This is a genomic window from Rathayibacter sp. AY1C7, from assembly GCF_002931865.1.
Classification (GTDB): Bacteria; Actinomycetota; Actinomycetes; order Actinomycetales; family Microbacteriaceae; genus Rathayibacter.
On record NZ_PSWB01000001.1, the window covers coordinates 65,370 to 81,688 of the forward strand.

Below are 16,319 nucleotides of genomic sequence, written 5' to 3' on the forward strand. Positions count from 1 at the left end.
GCCGGAGGAACGGGGGGTCGATGGACGAGGGTGCGCCGGCGGGCTGGTACCGCGACGAGGCCGATGCGGCCGAGATGCGCTGGTGGGACGGCAGGCGGTTCACCGGGGCGCGCCGCTCCGCGCAGGACAGTGACGCGGTGGTGCGGGACGCACCCGTCACCCCCGTCACGGAGCGCGTCGTCTACCGCCTCCCGAACGCCGACGGCGCCCCGAGCGTCGACGCCCTCGCCGAGGCCGAGCGGATCGAGGAGATCGCCGATCTGATCGGCCGCACGCTCGAGCAGGGCGAGATCGACGAGCGGACCCTCGAGGTCGACCTGATCCCCGAGGCCGACCACCCCACCGGCCTCGACGCCGTCTCGGTCCGGGTCGGCGGCCGCGTCCTCGGCTACCTGCCGAACGCCTCCGCCCACCGGGCCGCTCTCGACCGGGTCGTGGCGAGCGGAGCCGTCCCGGTCACGACCGCGCGCCTCCGGGTCGAGCGCGGCGAGGAGGGCCTGCGGGCCGTCCTCCGCGTCGCCCTCGTCGCCCCCGAGCTGCTCGTGCCGCTCAACGAGCCGCCCGTCGAGCGCCACTCGATCCTCCCCTGGTCGCGGGGCCTGCCGGTCCTGCGCGAGGACGAGCACTTCGCCCGCCTCTCGTCGGTCGTTCCGGCGAGCGGCCGCGGCCTGCTGCTGGTGACCCTGCACCCGGCGGGCGACCTCGTCGAGCTCCGTCTCGACGGCGAGCGGGTGGGCGAGCTCTCCCCGACCCTCTCGGCGGATTTTGCCCCGACCCTCCGCCACCTCGCGAGCCTCGGCCTCACCGCCGCCGCCTACGCCTCCCTCCGCGGATCCCCGCTGAAGGTCGAGCTCACGCTGCAGGCAGCGAAGGCCGCTGAGCTGCCCGCCGAGTGGGTCGACGGCCGTCCGGTCACCCTCCCCCGACTCCTCCCGCCGGCTCGGACCTACTCCGTACCGCCCGCGTACACGCCGCCGCTGCGTCCCACTCCCCGCAGCTCGGAGGCGGTCTCCCGCTCGGTCCGCCGGACCGTCGCCTGGGTAGTCGTCGGCGTCTGCACCCTCGTCGGGCTGTCGAGCTGGCTGATCGGCGACGTGCTGAACTGACGGGCGGAGCGGACGTCCGGGGACGTGACCGGCCTCGTGTCGGACTCCCGGGGTCGGCGATCCCGCACCTCCGTGCAGAAGCGCCCGGCTCGCGGATCCGGGGATCCGAGCGAACCGGGCGCCTCGAGCCGAGCGCGGTCTTCCTACACGTTGAAGCGGAATTCCACGACGTCGCCGTCCTGCATGACGTAGTCCTTGCCCTCGATGCGGGCCTTGCCCTTCGCGCGGGCCTCGCCGATCGAGCCGGTCTCGACGAGGTCGTCGAACGAGATGATCTCGGCCTTGATGAAGCCCTTCTGGAAGTCGGTGTGGATGACACCGGCGGCCTGGGGCGCGGTCCAGCCCTTCCCGATGGTCCAGGCGCGCGTCTCCTTCGGGCCTGCCGTGAGGTACGTCTGGAGGCCCAGGGTGTCGAAGCCGATGGTCGCGAGCTGGTTGAGGCCCGACTCCGTCTGGCCGGTCGACTCGAGCATCTCGGCGGCGTCGGCCTCGTCGAGGTCGATCAGCTCGGACTCGATCTTCGCGTCGAGGAAGATCGCCTTCGCCGGCGCGACCAGGGCCGCGAGCTCGGCCTTCCGGGCGTCATCGGTCAGCACGGCCTCGTCGACGTTGAAGACGTAGATGAAGGGCTTGGCGGTCAGCAGGCCCAGCTCGCGGATCGGCTCCAGGTCGATCGAGGAGGCCGACAGCGGCTTGCCCTGGTCGAGGAACTCGCGCGCCTTCTTCGCGGTCTCGACCACGATCGGCTCGATCTTCCTGCCCTTGAGCTCCTTCTCGTAGCGGGCCTCGGCCTTCTCGAGGGTCTGGAGATCGGCGAGGACCAGCTCGGTGTTGATCGTCTCCATGTCGCTGGCGGCGTCGACCTTGCCGTCGACGTGGACGACGTCGGAGTCCTCGAAGCCGCGGATGACCTGCGCGATGGCGTCGGCCTCGCGGATGTTCGCGAGGAACTTGTTGCCCAGGCCCTCGCCCTCGGACGCGCCGCGCACGATGCCGGCGATGTCGACGAAGGAGACGGGCGCCGGGAGGATGCGCTCGGAGCCGAAGATCCCGGCGAGCACCTCGAGGCGGGAGTCGGGCAGGTTCACCACACCCACGTTCGGCTCGATCGTCGCGAACGGGTAGTTCGCCGCGAGCACCGTGTTCTTGGTCAGTGCGTTGAAGAGCGTCGACTTGCCGACGTTGGGGAGACCGACGATTGCGATAGTGAGAGCCACGGGCATCCATCCTACGGCGTGGCGGCGGAAGGGCCGGGCGGGCGGGGCGCGGAGGAACGGGAGGCGCCCGCCCGCGGCCGGCGGGTGCTCCCGCCCGCTCGTGGCGACGCGCGCGCGACGCTCCCGGCGGCGTCGGAGGTGCGTGAGAGGCTGGAGCGTGCCCATCGACTTCACCGCCATCGACTTCGAGACCGCCAACTCGCACGGGGCCTCCGCCTGCTCCGTCGGGCTCGTCAAGGTCCGCGACGGCCGCGTCGTCGACCGCGCCGGCTGGCTCATCCGCCCGCCGCTGGGGTACGACGACTTCCTCGAGTGGAACACGCGGATCCACGGCATCCGCAAGCACGACGTGCACGCCGCCGCCTCCTGGGTCGACCAGTTCGCCGACCTGGCGGCCTTCGCCGGCGAGGACGTGTTCGTCGCGCACAACGCCGGCTTCGACATGGGCGTCATCCGCGCAGCCTGCGCGGCGACCTCCCTCGAGCACCCCGAGTACGACTACCTCTGCTCGCTGCAGCTCGCCCGCAAGACGTACGAGCTCGACTCCTACCGCCTCCCCGTCGTCGCCATGGCCGCGGGCTTCGAGGACTTCCGCCACCACGACGCGTCGGCCGACGCCGAGGCGTGCGCCGCGATCGTCGTGCACGCGGCCCGGCGGCACGGCGCCGCGAGCATGGCCGAGCTCGGCGAGCTGGCCGGCGTCTCCGTGAAGCGCCTGCGCCCGAAGGCCCCCGTCGCCGCCTGACGTCCGTCATGCCGAGCCGGCTCGAGACGATCGGCTCAGCCGCGGGGGTCGCCGAACCAGGTGCTGAAGATGCGCCAGAAGTTCCGGTTCCCGTAGGCCGAGCAGTCGTCGCCCTCGCCGTAGAGGTTCGCGAGCGCCGCCGCATTCGGCTGGTACGGCGTGTAGTAGTAGAGACCCGCCGTGGCCGCGTTGGCGATCGTCACCGGGGCGGTGCCGCAGGACTCGTCCGGGGAGTAGCGGACGTCGCTGGCCGCGCCGACCGGGTACCAGTCGAAGCTCGAGTCCGGATTCCGGTAGCGCTGGAACTGCCACGCCGCTCCGTACACCTGCGCCGCGAAGCCGTAGGAGTCCGTGTCGCAGTCGGCGGTGTCCGGGCAGCCGTAGCCCGTGGCGCTGCGGAACTGCCGCTCGCTCGGCTCCGGATCGGTCACGAGCGACTGCTCCTTCTGCAGCAGCACCAGGAGGACGGCCGGATTCACGCCGCACGCGCCGGCGACCGAGGTGATGATCTCCGCTGCCGGGACGTCGCGTCCGGCGGGCAGCGCATCGCACTGCTCGTCGGCCGTGATCGCCGCGGTGTCCTCGGCGTAGTCGCGCAGGCACGGCACCGGCCCGCCCGCGCAGTCGGGGACGCGGGCGTCGAGGAACGCCTGCACCGTGAGCGGTCCGAGCGCGTCGCCGGCGAAGAAGACCTCGTCGGAGATCAGGTCGCCCGGGTCGAAGTCGGCCGCGACGGGGCCCGGCTGGAGGAAGGTCCACAGCCGGACGGTCTGCGGCTCGGACGGCACCGCTGCGAGGCGCGTGCCGTCGACGGAGTCTCCCAGCAGGAGTGCCACCAGCGCCGCGACGACGACGACCGCACCGCCCCGCCGGCGTCGGAGGCCGGTCGGGGACGGTGCGGTCGGGGTCATCCCTCCACGCTAGTGGCGGGGTCGCGGGCGATCAGCCGCAGGGGGTGAGCCGCGCGACGTCCTCCGAGAGGGTGGTGGGACCGCCGAGGAGGACGACCCGCTGAGCTCCCGACTTCGCGATGTCGGTCAGGACGGCGCGGGGCACGCAGTTCGTCGGCACGGCGAACAGCGGGCTGTTCGAGTAGCCCGCCGCCGTGGCTCCGGCGAGGGCGTCGGGGAAATTCTCGCCCGTCGCCAGGAACACGGTCTCGGCCCTCGAGAAGGCTGCCCGGTTCAGCTGCTCCGAGGTGTCGTAGCGGTCGACTCCGCCGATGCGGGTGATCGTCGGCACCGGAAGCGAGTTCTTGATCCCCTCGCTCACCGACAGGGGGCTGCCCGCGATGGTGAGGTTCTGCACCTTGAGCTTCGAGAGGATGCCCTTCGTCACGGCGTCGGCCGTGCTGCCGGTGCCGTTCACGAGGACGACGGGCGCGTCGACGGAGCCGGCCGCGGCGCTCGCGCCGAGCGCGTCGGGGAACTTCTCGCCCGTGGCGAGCCAGGCCCGCGTCGAGCCGCCCGAGAACGCGCTCTGGATGATGAGCCTGGACGTGTCGTAGCGGTCCTTCCCTCCGATGCGGTCCACCGTCGGCGAGTAGGACCTCAGCTGGTTCAGCAGGCCGTCGCCGACGCTCAGTGCGGAGCCGACCACGACGATCCTCGCCGGCTTGAGCCGGCTGAGCTCGTCGCGAACGGGCTGCGACATCGAGTCCCGGTCGACCAGGAGCAGCGGACCGCCCTGCTTGGCCGCGGCAGGGGCGGCGCTCAGGGCGTCGGGGAAGTTGGCGCCGGTCGCGATGTAGACGACCGGGACGTTCGTGCGGAAGACGGCCTTCGAGATCGCGACGGCGGTGCCCTGGCGGTCCGTGCCGGCCAGGCGCGAGACGTCGATCCCGGCCGACGTGCTCACGGACGAGCAGCCGAGATCCTTCCGGCCGGGGCCCCGGGAGTCGCCCGTGCCGACCCAGCGGTTCCAGTCGACGGAGTCGGCGGAGACGCAGACCTGGTAGGTGCCGGGTGCCGAGACGGGCGTGGTGGCGCCGAAGCCGTGGGCGCGGCCGGCGACGGAGTACTCGCCCGGGATGTCACCGCGGTCGCCGTTCGCGGTCTGCGTGCGGACCGTGCGGGTGCCGTCGGGGCCGGTCACCGTGACCGTCGTGGTCAGCGCGGCCTGCTGCGTCGTCGGATCGACGGCCCAGCCGGACACGCTCAGGGTGCTGCCCGAGATGCGCGGGGCGTCGACGCGTCCCGCGGGGGCGATCCCGGCGTTGGCCAGGGTGCCGTTCGGGTTCCAGTCGCTGAAGAGGTACCAGAAGTTGATGTTGCCGTAGGTCGCGCAGGCCGCGTTGCCGGAGCCGGTGAGCGCGTAGTCGTTGGGCTGGTACGGCGTGTAGTAGTAGAGGTCGGCCGTGGCCTGGTTGCGGATGGTGACCGGCGAGGAGCCGCACGCGGTGCTCGGGTAGTAGGCGACGTTCGGCGTCGTGCCCGGAGCGTAGGTGGTGAAGTTCGAGCCGGAGCCGGGCGGGTTGGCGTAGCGCTTGAACTGGCGGGCCGCGCTGTAGACCTGCGTGAAGAAGCCCGCCGAGCCGGGGTCGCACGCCGCGGTGTCCGGGCAGTTGTAGCCGGTCGCCTTGGCGTAGTCCTCGGGGCTGGGCGTCGCGTCGGTGACGAGGCTCCGCTCCTTCTGCACGAGCACGACCAGGGCGAGCGGGTTGATGCCGCAGGCCAGGCCGACGCGCGTGAAGATCGAGGCCGACGACTCGCTGCCGGAGCCCTGGTAGGCGCTGCACATCGCGTCCGCCGCCTTGGACGGCGTCGCCTGCGAGAAGTTCTTGAGGCAGGGGGCGGTGCCTGCGGTGGAGCACGGGCTGCCCTTCTCGTTCAGGAGCGACTGCACCTGACCGGTGCTCAGCGCGTCCCCGTCGAAGAACTGGGCGTCGCTGACGATGAAGCCGGCGCGGAAGCTCTTCGTCTCCTCGGCGCTGTACTGCGTCGACTGGTCCGGGACGCCGAGGTCGGCGCGGTCGAGGGACGCGTCGAGAGCGCCGGTCTCGACCGAGACGGTCGACGGCGCGTCATCGGCGGCGGAGGCGGAGGTGATCGGGACGAGGGCGGTGCCGAGCCCGACGGCGAGAGCGAGCGCGGCCGTGAGCAGGCGCGATGAGCGGTGGTGATTCCCCATGATCGCGAAGTCTACGAGGCGGTCGCAGGGCGTCCTGGCCCTCGTTCGGTGGGCGTGGCGCGTCGATCGCTCGATGTCGGAGGTGCGTGGTGTCATCGGCGGCATGGATCTCTCCTTCGTCCTCGGCCTGGTGGTCGGCGCGCTCCTCGCGGGAGTCGTCGCCGTCCTCCTCGCCCGCTCCCGCACGCCCGACGCCGCCCTCGCCCTCGACCTCGCGACGGCCCGCGCACGCGCGGAGGGCCTGGAGGAGCGCCACGAGGCCGTCGTCGAGCAGCACCGCGAGCACCTCGGCTCCGCCCGCGACCAGATCCGCGAGCTCCAGGAGCAGCTGCGCGTCGTCGCCGAGCGCGAGCGGCACGACGCGCGCATCCTGCAGACCCTCTCCCCCGTCGCCGAGAGCCTGCGCGGCATGCAGGAGGCGGTCGGCCGGCTCGAGCGCGAGCGCGCCGCCCAGTTCGGGGCGATCACCGAGCAGCTCGAGGGACAGCGGGCGGCGGGCGAGCAGCTGCGCTCGACGACCGAGACCCTCGCGTCCGCGCTCCGCTCCACCACGAGCCGCGGCGCCTGGGGCGAGACGCAGCTGCGGAACGTCGTCGAGGCCGCCGGGCTCACCCAGCGGGTCGACTTCGACGTGCAGTTCGGGCTCGAGGGCGAGGCGGGCCGCGGCCGCGCCGACATGGTGGTCCGCCTGCCCGGCGGCAAGGCGATCGCGGTGGACGCCAAGGTGCCGTTCGACGCGTACCTGGAGGCGAGCGCGATCCCCGCGGGCGCCGGCGGAGAGGAGGAGGCGCGGCGCGCGGGGCTCCTGCGCGCGCACGTCCGCGCCCTCCGCGGCCATGTGGACGCGCTGGCCGCCCGCTCCTACTGGACCGGTCTCCCGGCGAGCCCCGAGTTCGTCATCGCGTTCGTGCCGAGCGAGCCGCTGCTCGCGAGCGCGCTCGACGCCGACCCGAGCCTGCTCGAGTACGCGTTCCGCAAGCGCGTCGCCCTCGCCTCGCCCGTGACCCTGTGGTCGGTGCTGAAGACCGTCGCCTACACCTGGCAGCAGGACGTGCTCACCGACGACGCCAAGCGCCTGCTCGACCTCGGCAAGACGCTCTACGCCCGTCTCGGCACCCTCGCCGACCACGCCGAGGGCCTGCGCCGCTCGCTCGAGAAGACGGTCGACTCCTACAACGCCTTCGCCGGCTCGCTCGAGAGCCGCGTGCTGGTCACCGCGCGCCAGTTCGACTCCCTCGACGAGTCGCGCGTCATCGCCCCGGTCGGAGGAGTCGCCTCCTCGCCGCGCCGCCTCACCGCCGTCGAGCTGCTCGCCGCGGACGACGAGTCCGAGCGGAGCGCGTAGGGTCCCGGGTTCTCGCTGAGCGAGCACCGGGCGTGCAGGCCGGGCGCGAGCGGCGCCGTCCATCCGGCTCGACACCCGGACGACCGCAGCTCACGACGGCACTCCGCCTCCGCGGCTCGCCGGAGGAGCGCCCGCGACGCGCATCGAGACCCGCCGCGGCTCCGCCCGCTCACCTGGTGATGATCGAGGCCGACGTTCTATCGCGCATCACACGCCGAGACGCCACCGCTCTCGCCGAGGCGCCGTCAGCGGGGCGGCGCCTCAGCGGCGGGGCGGCGTCTCGGACAGACGGTGACGGCCTATACCCACTTCTCCGCGAGGTGCTGGGCGGTCACGCGGCGGATGGTGCCCGAGCGGGAGCGCAGCACGATGGACTCCGTCGTGATGACGTGGCCCTCCTTGCGCACGCCCTTCACGAGCCCGCCGTTCGTCACTCCGGTCGCGACGAAGTAGGTGTTGTCGCTGCGGACGAGGTCGTTGGCGTGGAGGACGCGATCGAGGTCGTGCCCGGCGTCGATGGCGCGCTGGCGCTCGTCGTCGTCCTTCGGGCGGAGGATGCCCTGGATCACTCCCCCGAGCGCGCGGATGGCGCAGGCGGTGATGATGCCCTCGGGCGTGCCTCCGGTGCCGACGCACATGTCGAGTCGGGAGTCGTGGCGAGCGGCGTTGATGCCGCCCGCGACGTCGCCGTCGAGCAGGAGGCGCGTGCCGGCTCCGGCCGCACGGATGTCCTCGATCAGCTGAGCGTGGCGCGGGCGGTCGAGCACCGCGATGCGCATCTCCTCGACGGGCTTGCGCTTGGCGCGGGCCAGGGCGCGGATGTTCTCGCCGATCGGGCGCTGGATGTCGATGATCCCGACGCCCTCGGGCCCGGTGACGATCTTCTCCATGTAGAACACGGCGGAGGGGTCGAACATCGCGCCGCGGTCGGCGACGGCGATCATCGAGAGCGCGTTCTGGCGCCCGGCCGCGGTCAGCGAGGTGCCGTCGATCGGGTCGACGGCGATGTCGGCGGCGGGCCCCGAGCCGTTGCCGACGTGCTCGCCGTTGAAGAGCATGGGCGCGTTGTCCTTCTCGCCCTCGCCGATCACGACGACTCCGTCGAAGTTCACGGTCCCGAGGAAGGTGCGCATGGCGTCGACCGCTGCGCCGTCGGCGGCGTTCTTGTCGCCCTTGCCGATGAAGGGCACGGCGCGGATCGCGGCGGCCTCGGTGGCGCGGACGAGCTCCATGCCGAGGTTGCGGTCGGGGTGGAGGTAGAGCGAGTCGTTGTCGATCACAGAGCGGAGTCCTTCGTCGTCGAGTTCGTGCACGTCGTCGCAGGACCCGCGGAGCGGATCCCCATCCCTGCCCGAAGCCTAGTCCAGGGCCCTCCACGGGCGGAGGGACCGCGGAGGGGCGCCTCGCTAGACTCGTTCGCGACGCGGGCCTCGCCCGACCCCCCTTCGTTCATCCGTCAAAGGAGATGCCATGCCCGTCGCTACCCCGGACCAGTACGCAGAGATGCTCGACAAGGCGAAGGCGGGCGGCTTCGCCTACCCGGCGTTCAACGTCTCGTCGTCGCAGACGATCAACGCGGTCCTCCAGGGCCTCACCGAGGCGGGCTCGGACGGCATCATCCAGGTCACCACCGGAGGCGCGGACTACTTCGCCGGCCACACCGTGAAGAACCGCGCGGCAGGCGCGATCGCCTTCGCGAGGTTCGCGACCGAGGTCGCCAAGAACTACCCGGTCACGGTCGCGCTCCACACCGACCACTGCCCGCAGAACGCGCTCGAGGGCTTCGTCTACCCGCTGATCGCCGCCTCCGAGGAGGAGGTCAAGGCCGGTCGCGAGCCGCTCTTCCAGTCGCACATGTGGGACGGCTCCGCGATCCCGCTCGACGAGAACCTCGCCATCGCGAAGGAGATCCTCCCGCGCGTCAAGAACATCAACGCCATCCTCGAGGTCGAGATCGGCGTCGTCGGCGGCGAGGAGGACGGCGTCTCGCACGACATCAACGAGCACCTCTACACCACGCTCGACGACGCGATCGCGACCGTCGAGGCCCTCGGCTTCGGCGAGCAGGGCCGCTACATGGCCGCCCTCACCTTCGGCAACGTCCACGGCGTCTACAAGCCGGGCAACGTCCGACTGCGCCCGGAGCTGCTCCGCGAGATCCAGGACGGCCTGCAGGCGAAGTACGGCACCGGCGCGCTCCCCCTCGATCTCGTCTTCCACGGCGGCTCGGGCTCGACCGACGAGGAGATCGCCGAGGCGGTCCGCAACGGCGTCGTCAAGATGAACATCGACACCGACACGCAGTACGCGTTCAGCCGCTCCGTCGCGGACACCGTGCTGAAGAACTACGACGGCTTCCTCAAGGTCGACGGCGAGGTCGGCAACAAGAAGGTCTACGACCCGCGCTCGTGGGGCAAGATCGCCGAGACCGCGATGGCCGCGCGCGTCGCCGAGGCGACCCGTCAGCTCGGCTCGGCCGGGAACTCCGGGAAGTAGGGCACCGCTCCGTGACGAACGCACACGATCAGCCGGGCGACAGGCGTCCGGAGCCGCAGTACGGCGAGTACGCGCCGCCCGGCTGGTCGTGGCAGCCGCCGGAGGACGCCGTGGTCGTCCCCGACCCGCGGGGGTCGGAGACCGATCCGAGGCCCGCGACCGCTCCGGCCGCGAAGCCGGTCGCGCATCCCGTCGACCGCCTGCTCACGATCGTGCTGCTCGCGCTCGGCGTGTTCTTCGCCGTGCCGACGCTGCTCGATCCCTCGAGCTTCGCGACGACCCTCCAGGAGCTCTACCGCTCCCAGGGCATCGGCACCTACGCGTCTCCGGAGCTCGCACGGATCCTCGGCGTCGTGGTGGCGCTCGCGCAGTCGCTGATCGTCGCCTTCGCGGTGTGGATCTCGATCCGGCGGCTCCGCGCCGGCAAGCGCGCCGTGCTCGTCCCGATCCTCGGGATCGCGGCGACCGTGCTGCTCTCCCTGATCGTCGCGGCGATCGCCATCCTGGGCGACCCGACGTTCGCGGAGTACGTCACGCGCATGTCGGGCTCGCAGGGCGGCGCGGGCACCGACGTCTAGCGTCGATCCCCGTTCCACCGCACACGGAAGAGGCCGCCGCTCCCGAGGGAGGGCGGCCTCTTCCGTGTCTGGGCCGGAACGCTCTAGGCGCCCGCTCCCGCGCTGATGCGTCCACCGACGCCACGGGCGTCGCGCTTGCCGGCGACGTCCTTGCGAAGCTCCTTGGGGAGCGAGAACATCAGGTCCTCCTCCGCCGTCTTGACCTCCTCGACGTCGCCGTACCCGGCGGCGGCGAGGTCGTCGAGGACCTCCTGGACGAGCACCTCGGGCACCGAGGCGCCGCTGGTGACGCCGACGGTGCGGATGCCCTCGAGCCACTCCTGCTTGATCTCGCTCGCGTAGTCGACCCGGTAGGCGGCCTTCGCGCCGTACTCGAGGGCGACCTCGACGAGGCGCACGGAGTTGGAGGAGTTCGCGGAGCCGACGACGATGACCAGCTCGGCGCCCGCGGCGACCTTCTTGATCGCGACCTGGCGGTTCTGCGTGGCGTAGCAGATGTCGTCGCTCGGCGGGTCCTGCAGGTTGGGGAAGCGCTCGCGGAGACGGCGCACCGTCTCCATCGTCTCGTCGACCGAGAGCGTCGTCTGCGAGAGCCAGACGACCTTGTCCGGGTCCTTCACGACGATGTTCGGCACGTCGTCGGGGCTGCCGACGAGGGTGACGTGATCGGGAGCCTCGCCCGCGGTGCCCTCGACCTCTTCGTGGCCCTCGTGGCCGATGAGGAGGATCTCGAAGTCGTCGCGCGCGAAACGGACGGCCTCGCGGTGCACCTTCGTCACCAGGGGGCAGGTCGCGTCGATCGCCTGGAGACTGCGGTCGGCCGCGCCCTGGACGACCGCCGGTGAGACGCCGTGCGCGCTGAAGACGATGTGCGATCCCTCGGGCACCTCGTCGACCTCGTCGACGAAGATGGCGCCCTGGCTCTCGAGCGTGGAGACGACGTGCACGTTGTGCACGATCTGCTTGCGCACGTAGACCGGGGCACCGTAGTGCTCGATGGCCTTCTCGACGGCGACGACCGCGCGGTCGACTCCGGCGCAGTAGCCGCGGGGCGCGGCGAGGAGGACGCGCTTGCGGCCCTCGACGGGGACGTCGCGCAGACGCCCTGTGGCGCGGGGCATGCGCGGCATGGGCAGGCTGATCGGGACTTGGCTCACCCCCTGATTCTACGTGGTGCATCCTGTGCCCGGGCCGTCCCGGTGTCGGACCCGTCCCGTACCGTTGTCGTCGCGGGAGGGCACTCCCGCTCCCCCCGTCCCTCCGAGCAGAGGCAGCGATGACCGACGCCCCACCCACCGCCGACGCACCCTGGCCGGTCGGCCTGCTCGCCAGCAAGATCAAGGGCTGGATCGAGCGCCTCGGGACCGCGTGGGTCGAGGGCGAGATCACCCAGTGGGGCGCGTCCGGCGGCAACGTCTACGGGAAGCTGAAGGACCTGTCCGGAGACGCGACGGTCGGCTTCACCGTCTGGTCGTCGGTGCGGAGCCGCCTCCCGGCCGACCTCAAGCAGGGCGATCGGGTCATCGCGCTGGTGAAGCCCAACTACTGGGTCAAGGGCGGCACGCTCTCGATGCAGGTCTTCGAGATGCGCCACGTCGGCCTGGGCGATCTGCTGGAGAAGCTCGAGCGGCTCCGCCGGCAGCTCGCGTCGGAGGGGCTGTTCGACGCCTCCCGCAAGAAGCCGCTGCCGTTCCTCCCGCACGGCGTGGGCCTCATCACCGGCAAGGACTCGGACGCCGAGAAGGACGTGCTGCGGAACGCGCAGCTGCGCTGGCCGGCGGTGCGCTTCCGGGTGGTCCACTCGGCCGTGCAGGGCGACCGGACGGTCCCGGAGGTGCTCTCGGCCCTGCGGACCCTCGAGGCCGACGACAGCATCGACGTGATCGTGATCGCCCGCGGAGGCGGCGACTTCCAGAACCTGCTCGGCTTCAGCGACGAGGCGCTCGTGCGCGCCGTCGCCGCCTGCTCCACTCCGGTCGTCAGCGCGATCGGCCACGAGGCCGACCGCCCGCTGCTCGACGACGTCGCCGACCTGCGCGCCTCCACTCCCACCGACGCCGCGAAGAGGGTCGTGCCCGACGTCTCCGACGAGCTGCTGCGCGTGCAGCAGGCCCGGCTGCGGATGACCGGCCGCGTGAGCGGGCTCGTCTCGCACGAGATCGACCGGCTCTCGCAGCTGCGCTCGCGGCCGGTGCTCGCCCAGCCGCACGTGCTGGTCGACCGGCACTCCGAGGAGCTGACCCGCTGGGTCGCGCGCGGCGCCGAGCTGGTGGACCGCCGCCTCGAGCGCGCGCACCTCGAGGTCGAGCGCCTGCACGGCCACCTGCGCGCCCTCTCCCCCCAGCACACCCTCGACCGCGGCTACGCGATCGTCCAGAACGCGGCCGGGCACGTCGTCCGGGCGCCCGGTGACGCGCCGGCCGGCGGCGCACTCGTCCTCACGCTCGCGGAGGGGGCCGTCGGCGCCCGCTCCGAGGGGCCTACCGGCGATCCCGCCGGCCGGTCCTGAGCCCGCCGCGCCACCCGTCCCCCTCAGCCCCGATCGATAGGATCAGACCCATGCCCGACTCCCCCGACGCCCCGGCGACCGACTCCGACGTCTCGGGATTCTCCTACGAGCAGGCGCGCGACGAGCTCGTCCGCGTCGTGTCCGAGCTCGAGCAGGGCAGCTCCACCCTCGAGCGCTCGCTCGCCCTGTGGGAGCGCGGCGAGGCCCTCGCCGCCCGCTGCGAGGAGTGGCTGATCGGAGCACGCGCCCGGCTGGACGCGGCCCGCTCCGGAGGGGCGGCCGCCGGATGAGCCGCGCGAAGCCCGCGCGGGTCGTCGCCGAGCTCGGGCGCCCGGAGACGGCGGCCGAAACGGCCGCACGCAAGGCCGAGAACTCCCGGCTCTACCGTCAGCGCAAGACGGTCAACAACCTCGTCTTCTCGCTGCTCGCGACCGTCGGCGCCGTAGCGCTCATCGTCCTGCTCGTCCCCCGCGGCGACACCGTGGAGCTCTCCTCGGTCGACGTCCCCCGCGTCGCCGCACAGGTCCAGCTGGGCGAGGAGCAGACGCTCGCCGTGCCCTCCCTGCCCGACGGCTGGAAGGCCAACGCGGCCGAGCTCCGCCGCGAGAACGGCACCGACTACTGGTACGTCGGCCTGATCACCCCGAAGGCGGGCTACATCGGCCTGAGCCAGGGGCTCGACGCGGACGCGGCCTGGGTCGCGACGCAGCTCGACCGCCGGGCGGCGACCGGCGTCGAGACGATCGACGGCCGCGACTGGACCGTCTACGACCACCGCGACTCCGGCGACGACACCGGCAACACGCCCTACGCACTCGAGACGACGGAGGGCTCCAGCACCTACCTCGTCTACGGCACGGCCCCGACGGACGAGATCCGCCTGGTCGTGGACGCCATCACCCCGCAGATCGGCCAGGAGGAGTCCCGATGAGCCTCGGAACCAGCAGCACCGTCCCCCGCGAGTCCCGCCCGCCGGCGTGGGTCTGGAAGGAGATGCTCCGCGGCAACCAGCGCTTCGTCGCCGGCGAGCCCCGCCATCCCCGCCAGGACGTCGAGCGCCGCGCCGAGCTCGCCGCCGCTCAGGCCCCGCTCGCCGCGCTCTTCGGCTGCAGCGACTCCCGCCTCGCGGCCGAGATCATCTTCGACCTGGGGCTCGGCGACCTCTTCGTCGTCCGCAACGCCGGCCAGGTGATCGCCGACTCCATCATCGGCTCGCTGGAGTACGGCGTCGCCGTTCTCGGCGTGAAGGTGCTGCTCGTGCTCGGCCACGACGAGTGCGGAGCGGTCCGGGCAGCGATCCAGTCGCAGGCGCCCGGCGCCGAGCGGCTCCCCCCGCACATCGAGCACCTGATCGAGCCGATCATCCCCGCGGTGCGCCGCCTCGTGGGTGCTCAGCCGGACGGCCGCGTGCTCGTCGACCCGTCGGCGACCGACGCGCTGGCCGTCGGCCGCGAGCACCTGCGCGACACGGTCGCCGAGCTGCTCCAGCGCTCCCCGCTGATCGCCGACGCTGTCGCGACCGGGCGGCTCGCCCTCGTCGGCGCCAACTACCGGCTCTCGGACGGCACCGTGATGTCCGATGTCGTGCTCGGCATCGATCCGCTCGAGCTCAGCCCCTACGTCTCCGAGCTGGAGCGCGACTCCGGCTCGGCCTCCTCCGCCGCCGCTCCGAGCGCGGTGGGATCGGATCCCGCGTGAGCGGCTCCGGACAGCACAGCACCAACCGATCAGACAAGGACGAACACAGCGTGGTGGATCACTCCCCGACCGACGACTCAGGCGACTTCCGCATCGAGCACGACACGATGGGCGAGGTGCGGGTCCCCCGCGACGCCCTCTACGCCGCGCAGACCCAGCGGGCGGTCGAGAACTTCCCGATCTCCGGTGCGGGCCTCGAGCCTGCCCAGATCGCGGCCCTCGCCCGCATCAAGAAGGCGGCGGCGCTGGCCAACGCCGAGCTGGGCGTGCTCGACGCCGACATCGCCAGGGCGATCGCCGACGCGGCCGACCTCGTCGTCGAGGGCGGCTACGACGCGCACTTCCCGATCGACGTCTACCAGACCGGCTCGGGCACGTCCTCGAACATGAACATGAACGAGGTGCTGGGCTCGCTGGCGACCACGGCCCTCGGCCGCACCGTGCACCCGAACGACCACGTCAACGCCTCGCAGTCCTCCAACGACGTGTTCCCCACCTCGGTCCACGTCGCCGTCACCGGCGCGCTCATCGAGTCGCTGATCCCCTCGCTCGAGCAGCTCGCCGAGTCGCTCGAGGTCAAGGCGGAGCAGTGGGCCGAGGTCGTCAAGGCCGGCCGCACCCACCTGATGGACGCCACCCCGGTCACGCTCGGCCAGGAGTTCGGCGGCTACGCCGCGCAGATCCGCCTCGGCATCGAGCGCGTGCAGTCGGCGCTCCCCCGCGTCGCCGAGGTCCCGCTCGGCGGCACCGCGGTCGGCACCGGGATCAACACCCCCGCCGGATTCCCGCAGAAGGTCATCGCGCGCCTCGCGGAGGAGACGGGCCTGCCCGTCACCGAGGCCCGCAACCACTTCGAGGCCCAGGGCGCGCGGGACTCGCTGGTCGAGGCCTCCGGAGCGCTGCGCGTGCTCGCGGTGAGCCTGACCAAGATCAACAACGACCTCCGCTGGATGGGCTCCGGCCCCAACACCGGCCTCGGAGAGCTGCGGATCCCCGACCTCCAGCCCGGATCCTCGATCATGCCCGGCAAGGTGAACCCGGTGATCCCGGAGGCCGTCCTCATGGTCTGCGCGCGCGTGATCGGCAACGACGCCACCATCGCCTGGGCGGGCGCCTCGGGCGCCTTCGAGCTCAACGTCGCGATCCCCGTCATGGGGACGGCGCTGCTGGAGTCGATCCGCCTGCTCGCGAACTCCGCCGTGCTGCTCGCCGACAAGACCGTCGACGGCCTCGAGGCCGACGTCGAGCACGCCCGCGCCCTCGCCGAGTCCTCCCCCTCGATCGTCACGCCGCTCAACAAGGTGATCGGCTACGAGGCCGCCGCCAAGGTCGCGAAGAACTCGGTCGCCAAGGGGATCACCGTCCGAGAGTCGGTCGTCGACCTCGGCTTCGTCGAGCGCGGCGAGGTGACGGAGGAGCAGCTCGACAGCGCCCTCGACGTCATGTCGATGACCCACCCCGGCTGAGCCCGGCCCTCCGACGGCCCGTCCCTGCGC

At 72.2% G+C, this 16,319-nt stretch carries 15 protein-coding genes; 10 read left to right on the forward strand and 5 right to left on the reverse strand.

The window, feature by feature from the left end:
* The first annotated feature begins 20 nt into the window (after positions 1 to 20).
* Positions 21 to 1,106: a DUF2510 domain-containing protein gene (locus tag C5C69_RS00285; protein ID WP_104232756.1), complete on the forward strand. Its 1,086-nt coding sequence runs from the start codon at positions 21 to 23 to the stop codon at positions 1,104 to 1,106.
* 143 nt (positions 1,107 to 1,249) lie between these two features.
* Here C5C69_RS00285 and ychF read toward each other — a convergent pair whose 3' ends face one another.
* Positions 1,250 to 2,323, reverse strand: a complete 1,074-nt coding sequence (gene ychF, locus C5C69_RS00290) for a redox-regulated ATPase YchF (RefSeq protein ID WP_104232879.1) — start codon at positions 2,321 to 2,323, stop codon at positions 1,250 to 1,252.
* 157 nt (positions 2,324 to 2,480) lie between these two features.
* On the opposite strand from ychF, the gene C5C69_RS00295 reads away from it, so the two are divergent.
* On the forward strand, positions 2,481 to 3,068 hold the full coding sequence (locus tag C5C69_RS00295) for an exonuclease domain-containing protein (protein ID WP_104224410.1): 588 nt from the start codon (positions 2,481 to 2,483) through the stop codon (positions 3,066 to 3,068).
* Between the two features lie 35 nt (positions 3,069 to 3,103).
* Here C5C69_RS00295 and C5C69_RS00300 read toward each other — a convergent pair whose 3' ends face one another.
* Both C5C69_RS00300 and C5C69_RS00305 read right to left on the reverse strand, forming a co-directional pair.
* A complete protein-coding gene (locus tag C5C69_RS00300) occupies positions 3,104 to 3,979 on the reverse strand; it encodes a hemagglutinin (protein WP_104232757.1) in 876 nt (291 codons plus the stop codon).
* A 31-nt stretch (positions 3,980 to 4,010) separates the two neighbouring features.
* Positions 4,011 to 6,197, reverse strand: a complete 2,187-nt coding sequence (locus tag C5C69_RS00305) for a cell wall-binding repeat-containing protein (RefSeq protein WP_104232758.1) — start codon at positions 6,195 to 6,197, stop codon at positions 4,011 to 4,013.
* A 103-nt stretch (positions 6,198 to 6,300) separates the two neighbouring features.
* Here C5C69_RS00305 and C5C69_RS00310 point away from each other — a divergent pair, with 103 nt between their 5' ends.
* Complete coding sequence (locus C5C69_RS00310; protein ID WP_219812324.1) at positions 6,301 to 7,542, forward strand: DNA recombination protein RmuC; 1,242 nt, start codon at positions 6,301 to 6,303, stop codon at positions 7,540 to 7,542.
* Positions 7,543 to 7,841: 299 nt separating this feature from the next.
* Here the strand turns inward: C5C69_RS00310 and glpX are convergent, their stop codons facing one another.
* The gene (glpX, locus tag C5C69_RS00315) at positions 7,842 to 8,774 is read right to left on the reverse strand and encodes a class II fructose-bisphosphatase (protein ID WP_097165697.1); all 933 of its coding nucleotides are present in this window, start codon (positions 8,772 to 8,774) and stop codon (positions 7,842 to 7,844) included.
* A gap of 238 nt (positions 8,775 to 9,012) precedes the next feature.
* On the opposite strand from glpX, the gene fbaA reads away from it, so the two are divergent.
* Positions 9,013 to 10,038, forward strand: a complete 1,026-nt coding sequence (gene fbaA, locus C5C69_RS00320; RefSeq protein ID WP_104224414.1) for a class II fructose-bisphosphate aldolase — start codon at positions 9,013 to 9,015, stop codon at positions 10,036 to 10,038.
* A gap of 11 nt (positions 10,039 to 10,049) precedes the next feature.
* Positions 10,050 to 10,616: a DUF6264 family protein gene (locus C5C69_RS00325; protein ID WP_104224415.1), complete on the forward strand. Its 567-nt coding sequence runs from the start codon at positions 10,050 to 10,052 to the stop codon at positions 10,614 to 10,616.
* A gap of 83 nt (positions 10,617 to 10,699) precedes the next feature.
* Here C5C69_RS00325 and C5C69_RS00330 read toward each other — a convergent pair whose 3' ends face one another.
* The gene (locus C5C69_RS00330) at positions 10,700 to 11,746 is read right to left on the reverse strand and encodes a 4-hydroxy-3-methylbut-2-enyl diphosphate reductase (protein WP_104232760.1); all 1,047 of its coding nucleotides are present in this window, start codon (positions 11,744 to 11,746) and stop codon (positions 10,700 to 10,702) included.
* A 146-nt stretch (positions 11,747 to 11,892) separates the two neighbouring features.
* On the opposite strand from C5C69_RS00330, the gene xseA reads away from it, so the two are divergent.
* Genes xseA through C5C69_RS00355 form a run of 5 tightly spaced genes read left to right on the forward strand, consistent with a single transcriptional unit; the run spans position 11,893 to position 16,289 of the window.
* The gene (xseA, locus tag C5C69_RS00335) at positions 11,893 to 13,125 is read left to right on the forward strand and encodes an exodeoxyribonuclease VII large subunit (protein ID WP_104224417.1); all 1,233 of its coding nucleotides are present in this window, start codon (positions 11,893 to 11,895) and stop codon (positions 13,123 to 13,125) included.
* Between the two features lie 50 nt (positions 13,126 to 13,175).
* A complete protein-coding gene (locus tag C5C69_RS00340; protein ID WP_104224418.1) occupies positions 13,176 to 13,415 on the forward strand; it encodes an exodeoxyribonuclease VII small subunit in 240 nt (79 codons plus the stop codon).
* Positions 13,412 to 14,056 carry a DUF4245 domain-containing protein gene (locus C5C69_RS00345; RefSeq protein ID WP_104232761.1) on the forward strand — a complete coding sequence of 215 codons (645 nt, stop codon included), beginning with the start codon at positions 13,412 to 13,414 and terminating at the stop codon, positions 14,054 to 14,056. The genes C5C69_RS00340 and C5C69_RS00345 overlap by 4 nt, the downstream gene beginning before the upstream one ends.
* The gene (locus C5C69_RS00350) at positions 14,053 to 14,823 is read left to right on the forward strand and encodes a carbonic anhydrase (RefSeq protein WP_219812325.1); all 771 of its coding nucleotides are present in this window, start codon (positions 14,053 to 14,055) and stop codon (positions 14,821 to 14,823) included. Before C5C69_RS00345 ends, C5C69_RS00350 begins: the two co-directional genes overlap by 4 nt.
* 50 nt (positions 14,824 to 14,873) lie before the next feature.
* A complete protein-coding gene (locus C5C69_RS00355; protein WP_104232762.1) occupies positions 14,874 to 16,289 on the forward strand; it encodes an aspartate ammonia-lyase in 1,416 nt (471 codons plus the stop codon).
* Positions 16,290 to 16,319: the final 30 nt, after the last annotated feature.

What these genes read in the sequence shown, in the direction of transcription:
- C5C69_RS00285 (WP_104232756.1), top strand. Translation starts at nt 21, where the DNA reads ATGGACGAGGGTGCGCCGGCGGGCTGGTACCGCGACGAGGCCGATGCG.
- C5C69_RS00300 (WP_104232757.1), bottom strand. Translation starts at nt 3,979, where the DNA reads ATGACCCCGACCGCACCGTCCCCGACCGGCCTCCGACGCCGGCGGGGC.
- C5C69_RS00305 (WP_104232758.1), bottom strand. Translation starts at nt 6,197, where the DNA reads ATGGGGAATCACCACCGCTCATCGCGCCTGCTCACGGCCGCGCTCGCT.
- C5C69_RS00310 (WP_219812324.1), top strand. Translation starts at nt 6,301, where the DNA reads ATGGATCTCTCCTTCGTCCTCGGCCTGGTGGTCGGCGCGCTCCTCGCG.
- glpX (WP_097165697.1), bottom strand. Translation starts at nt 8,774, where the DNA reads ATGGAGCTCGTCCGCGCCACCGAGGCCGCCGCGATCCGCGCCGTGCCC.
- fbaA (WP_104224414.1), top strand. Translation starts at nt 9,013, where the DNA reads ATGCCCGTCGCTACCCCGGACCAGTACGCAGAGATGCTCGACAAGGCG.
- C5C69_RS00330 (WP_104232760.1), bottom strand. Translation starts at nt 11,746, where the DNA reads ATGCCGCGCATGCCCCGCGCCACAGGGCGTCTGCGCGACGTCCCCGTC.
- xseA (WP_104224417.1), top strand. Translation starts at nt 11,893, where the DNA reads ATGACCGACGCCCCACCCACCGCCGACGCACCCTGGCCGGTCGGCCTG.
- C5C69_RS00340 (WP_104224418.1), top strand. Translation starts at nt 13,176, where the DNA reads ATGCCCGACTCCCCCGACGCCCCGGCGACCGACTCCGACGTCTCGGGA.
- C5C69_RS00345 (WP_104232761.1), top strand. Translation starts at nt 13,412, where the DNA reads ATGAGCCGCGCGAAGCCCGCGCGGGTCGTCGCCGAGCTCGGGCGCCCG.
- C5C69_RS00350 (WP_219812325.1), top strand. Translation starts at nt 14,053, where the DNA reads ATGAGCCTCGGAACCAGCAGCACCGTCCCCCGCGAGTCCCGCCCGCCG.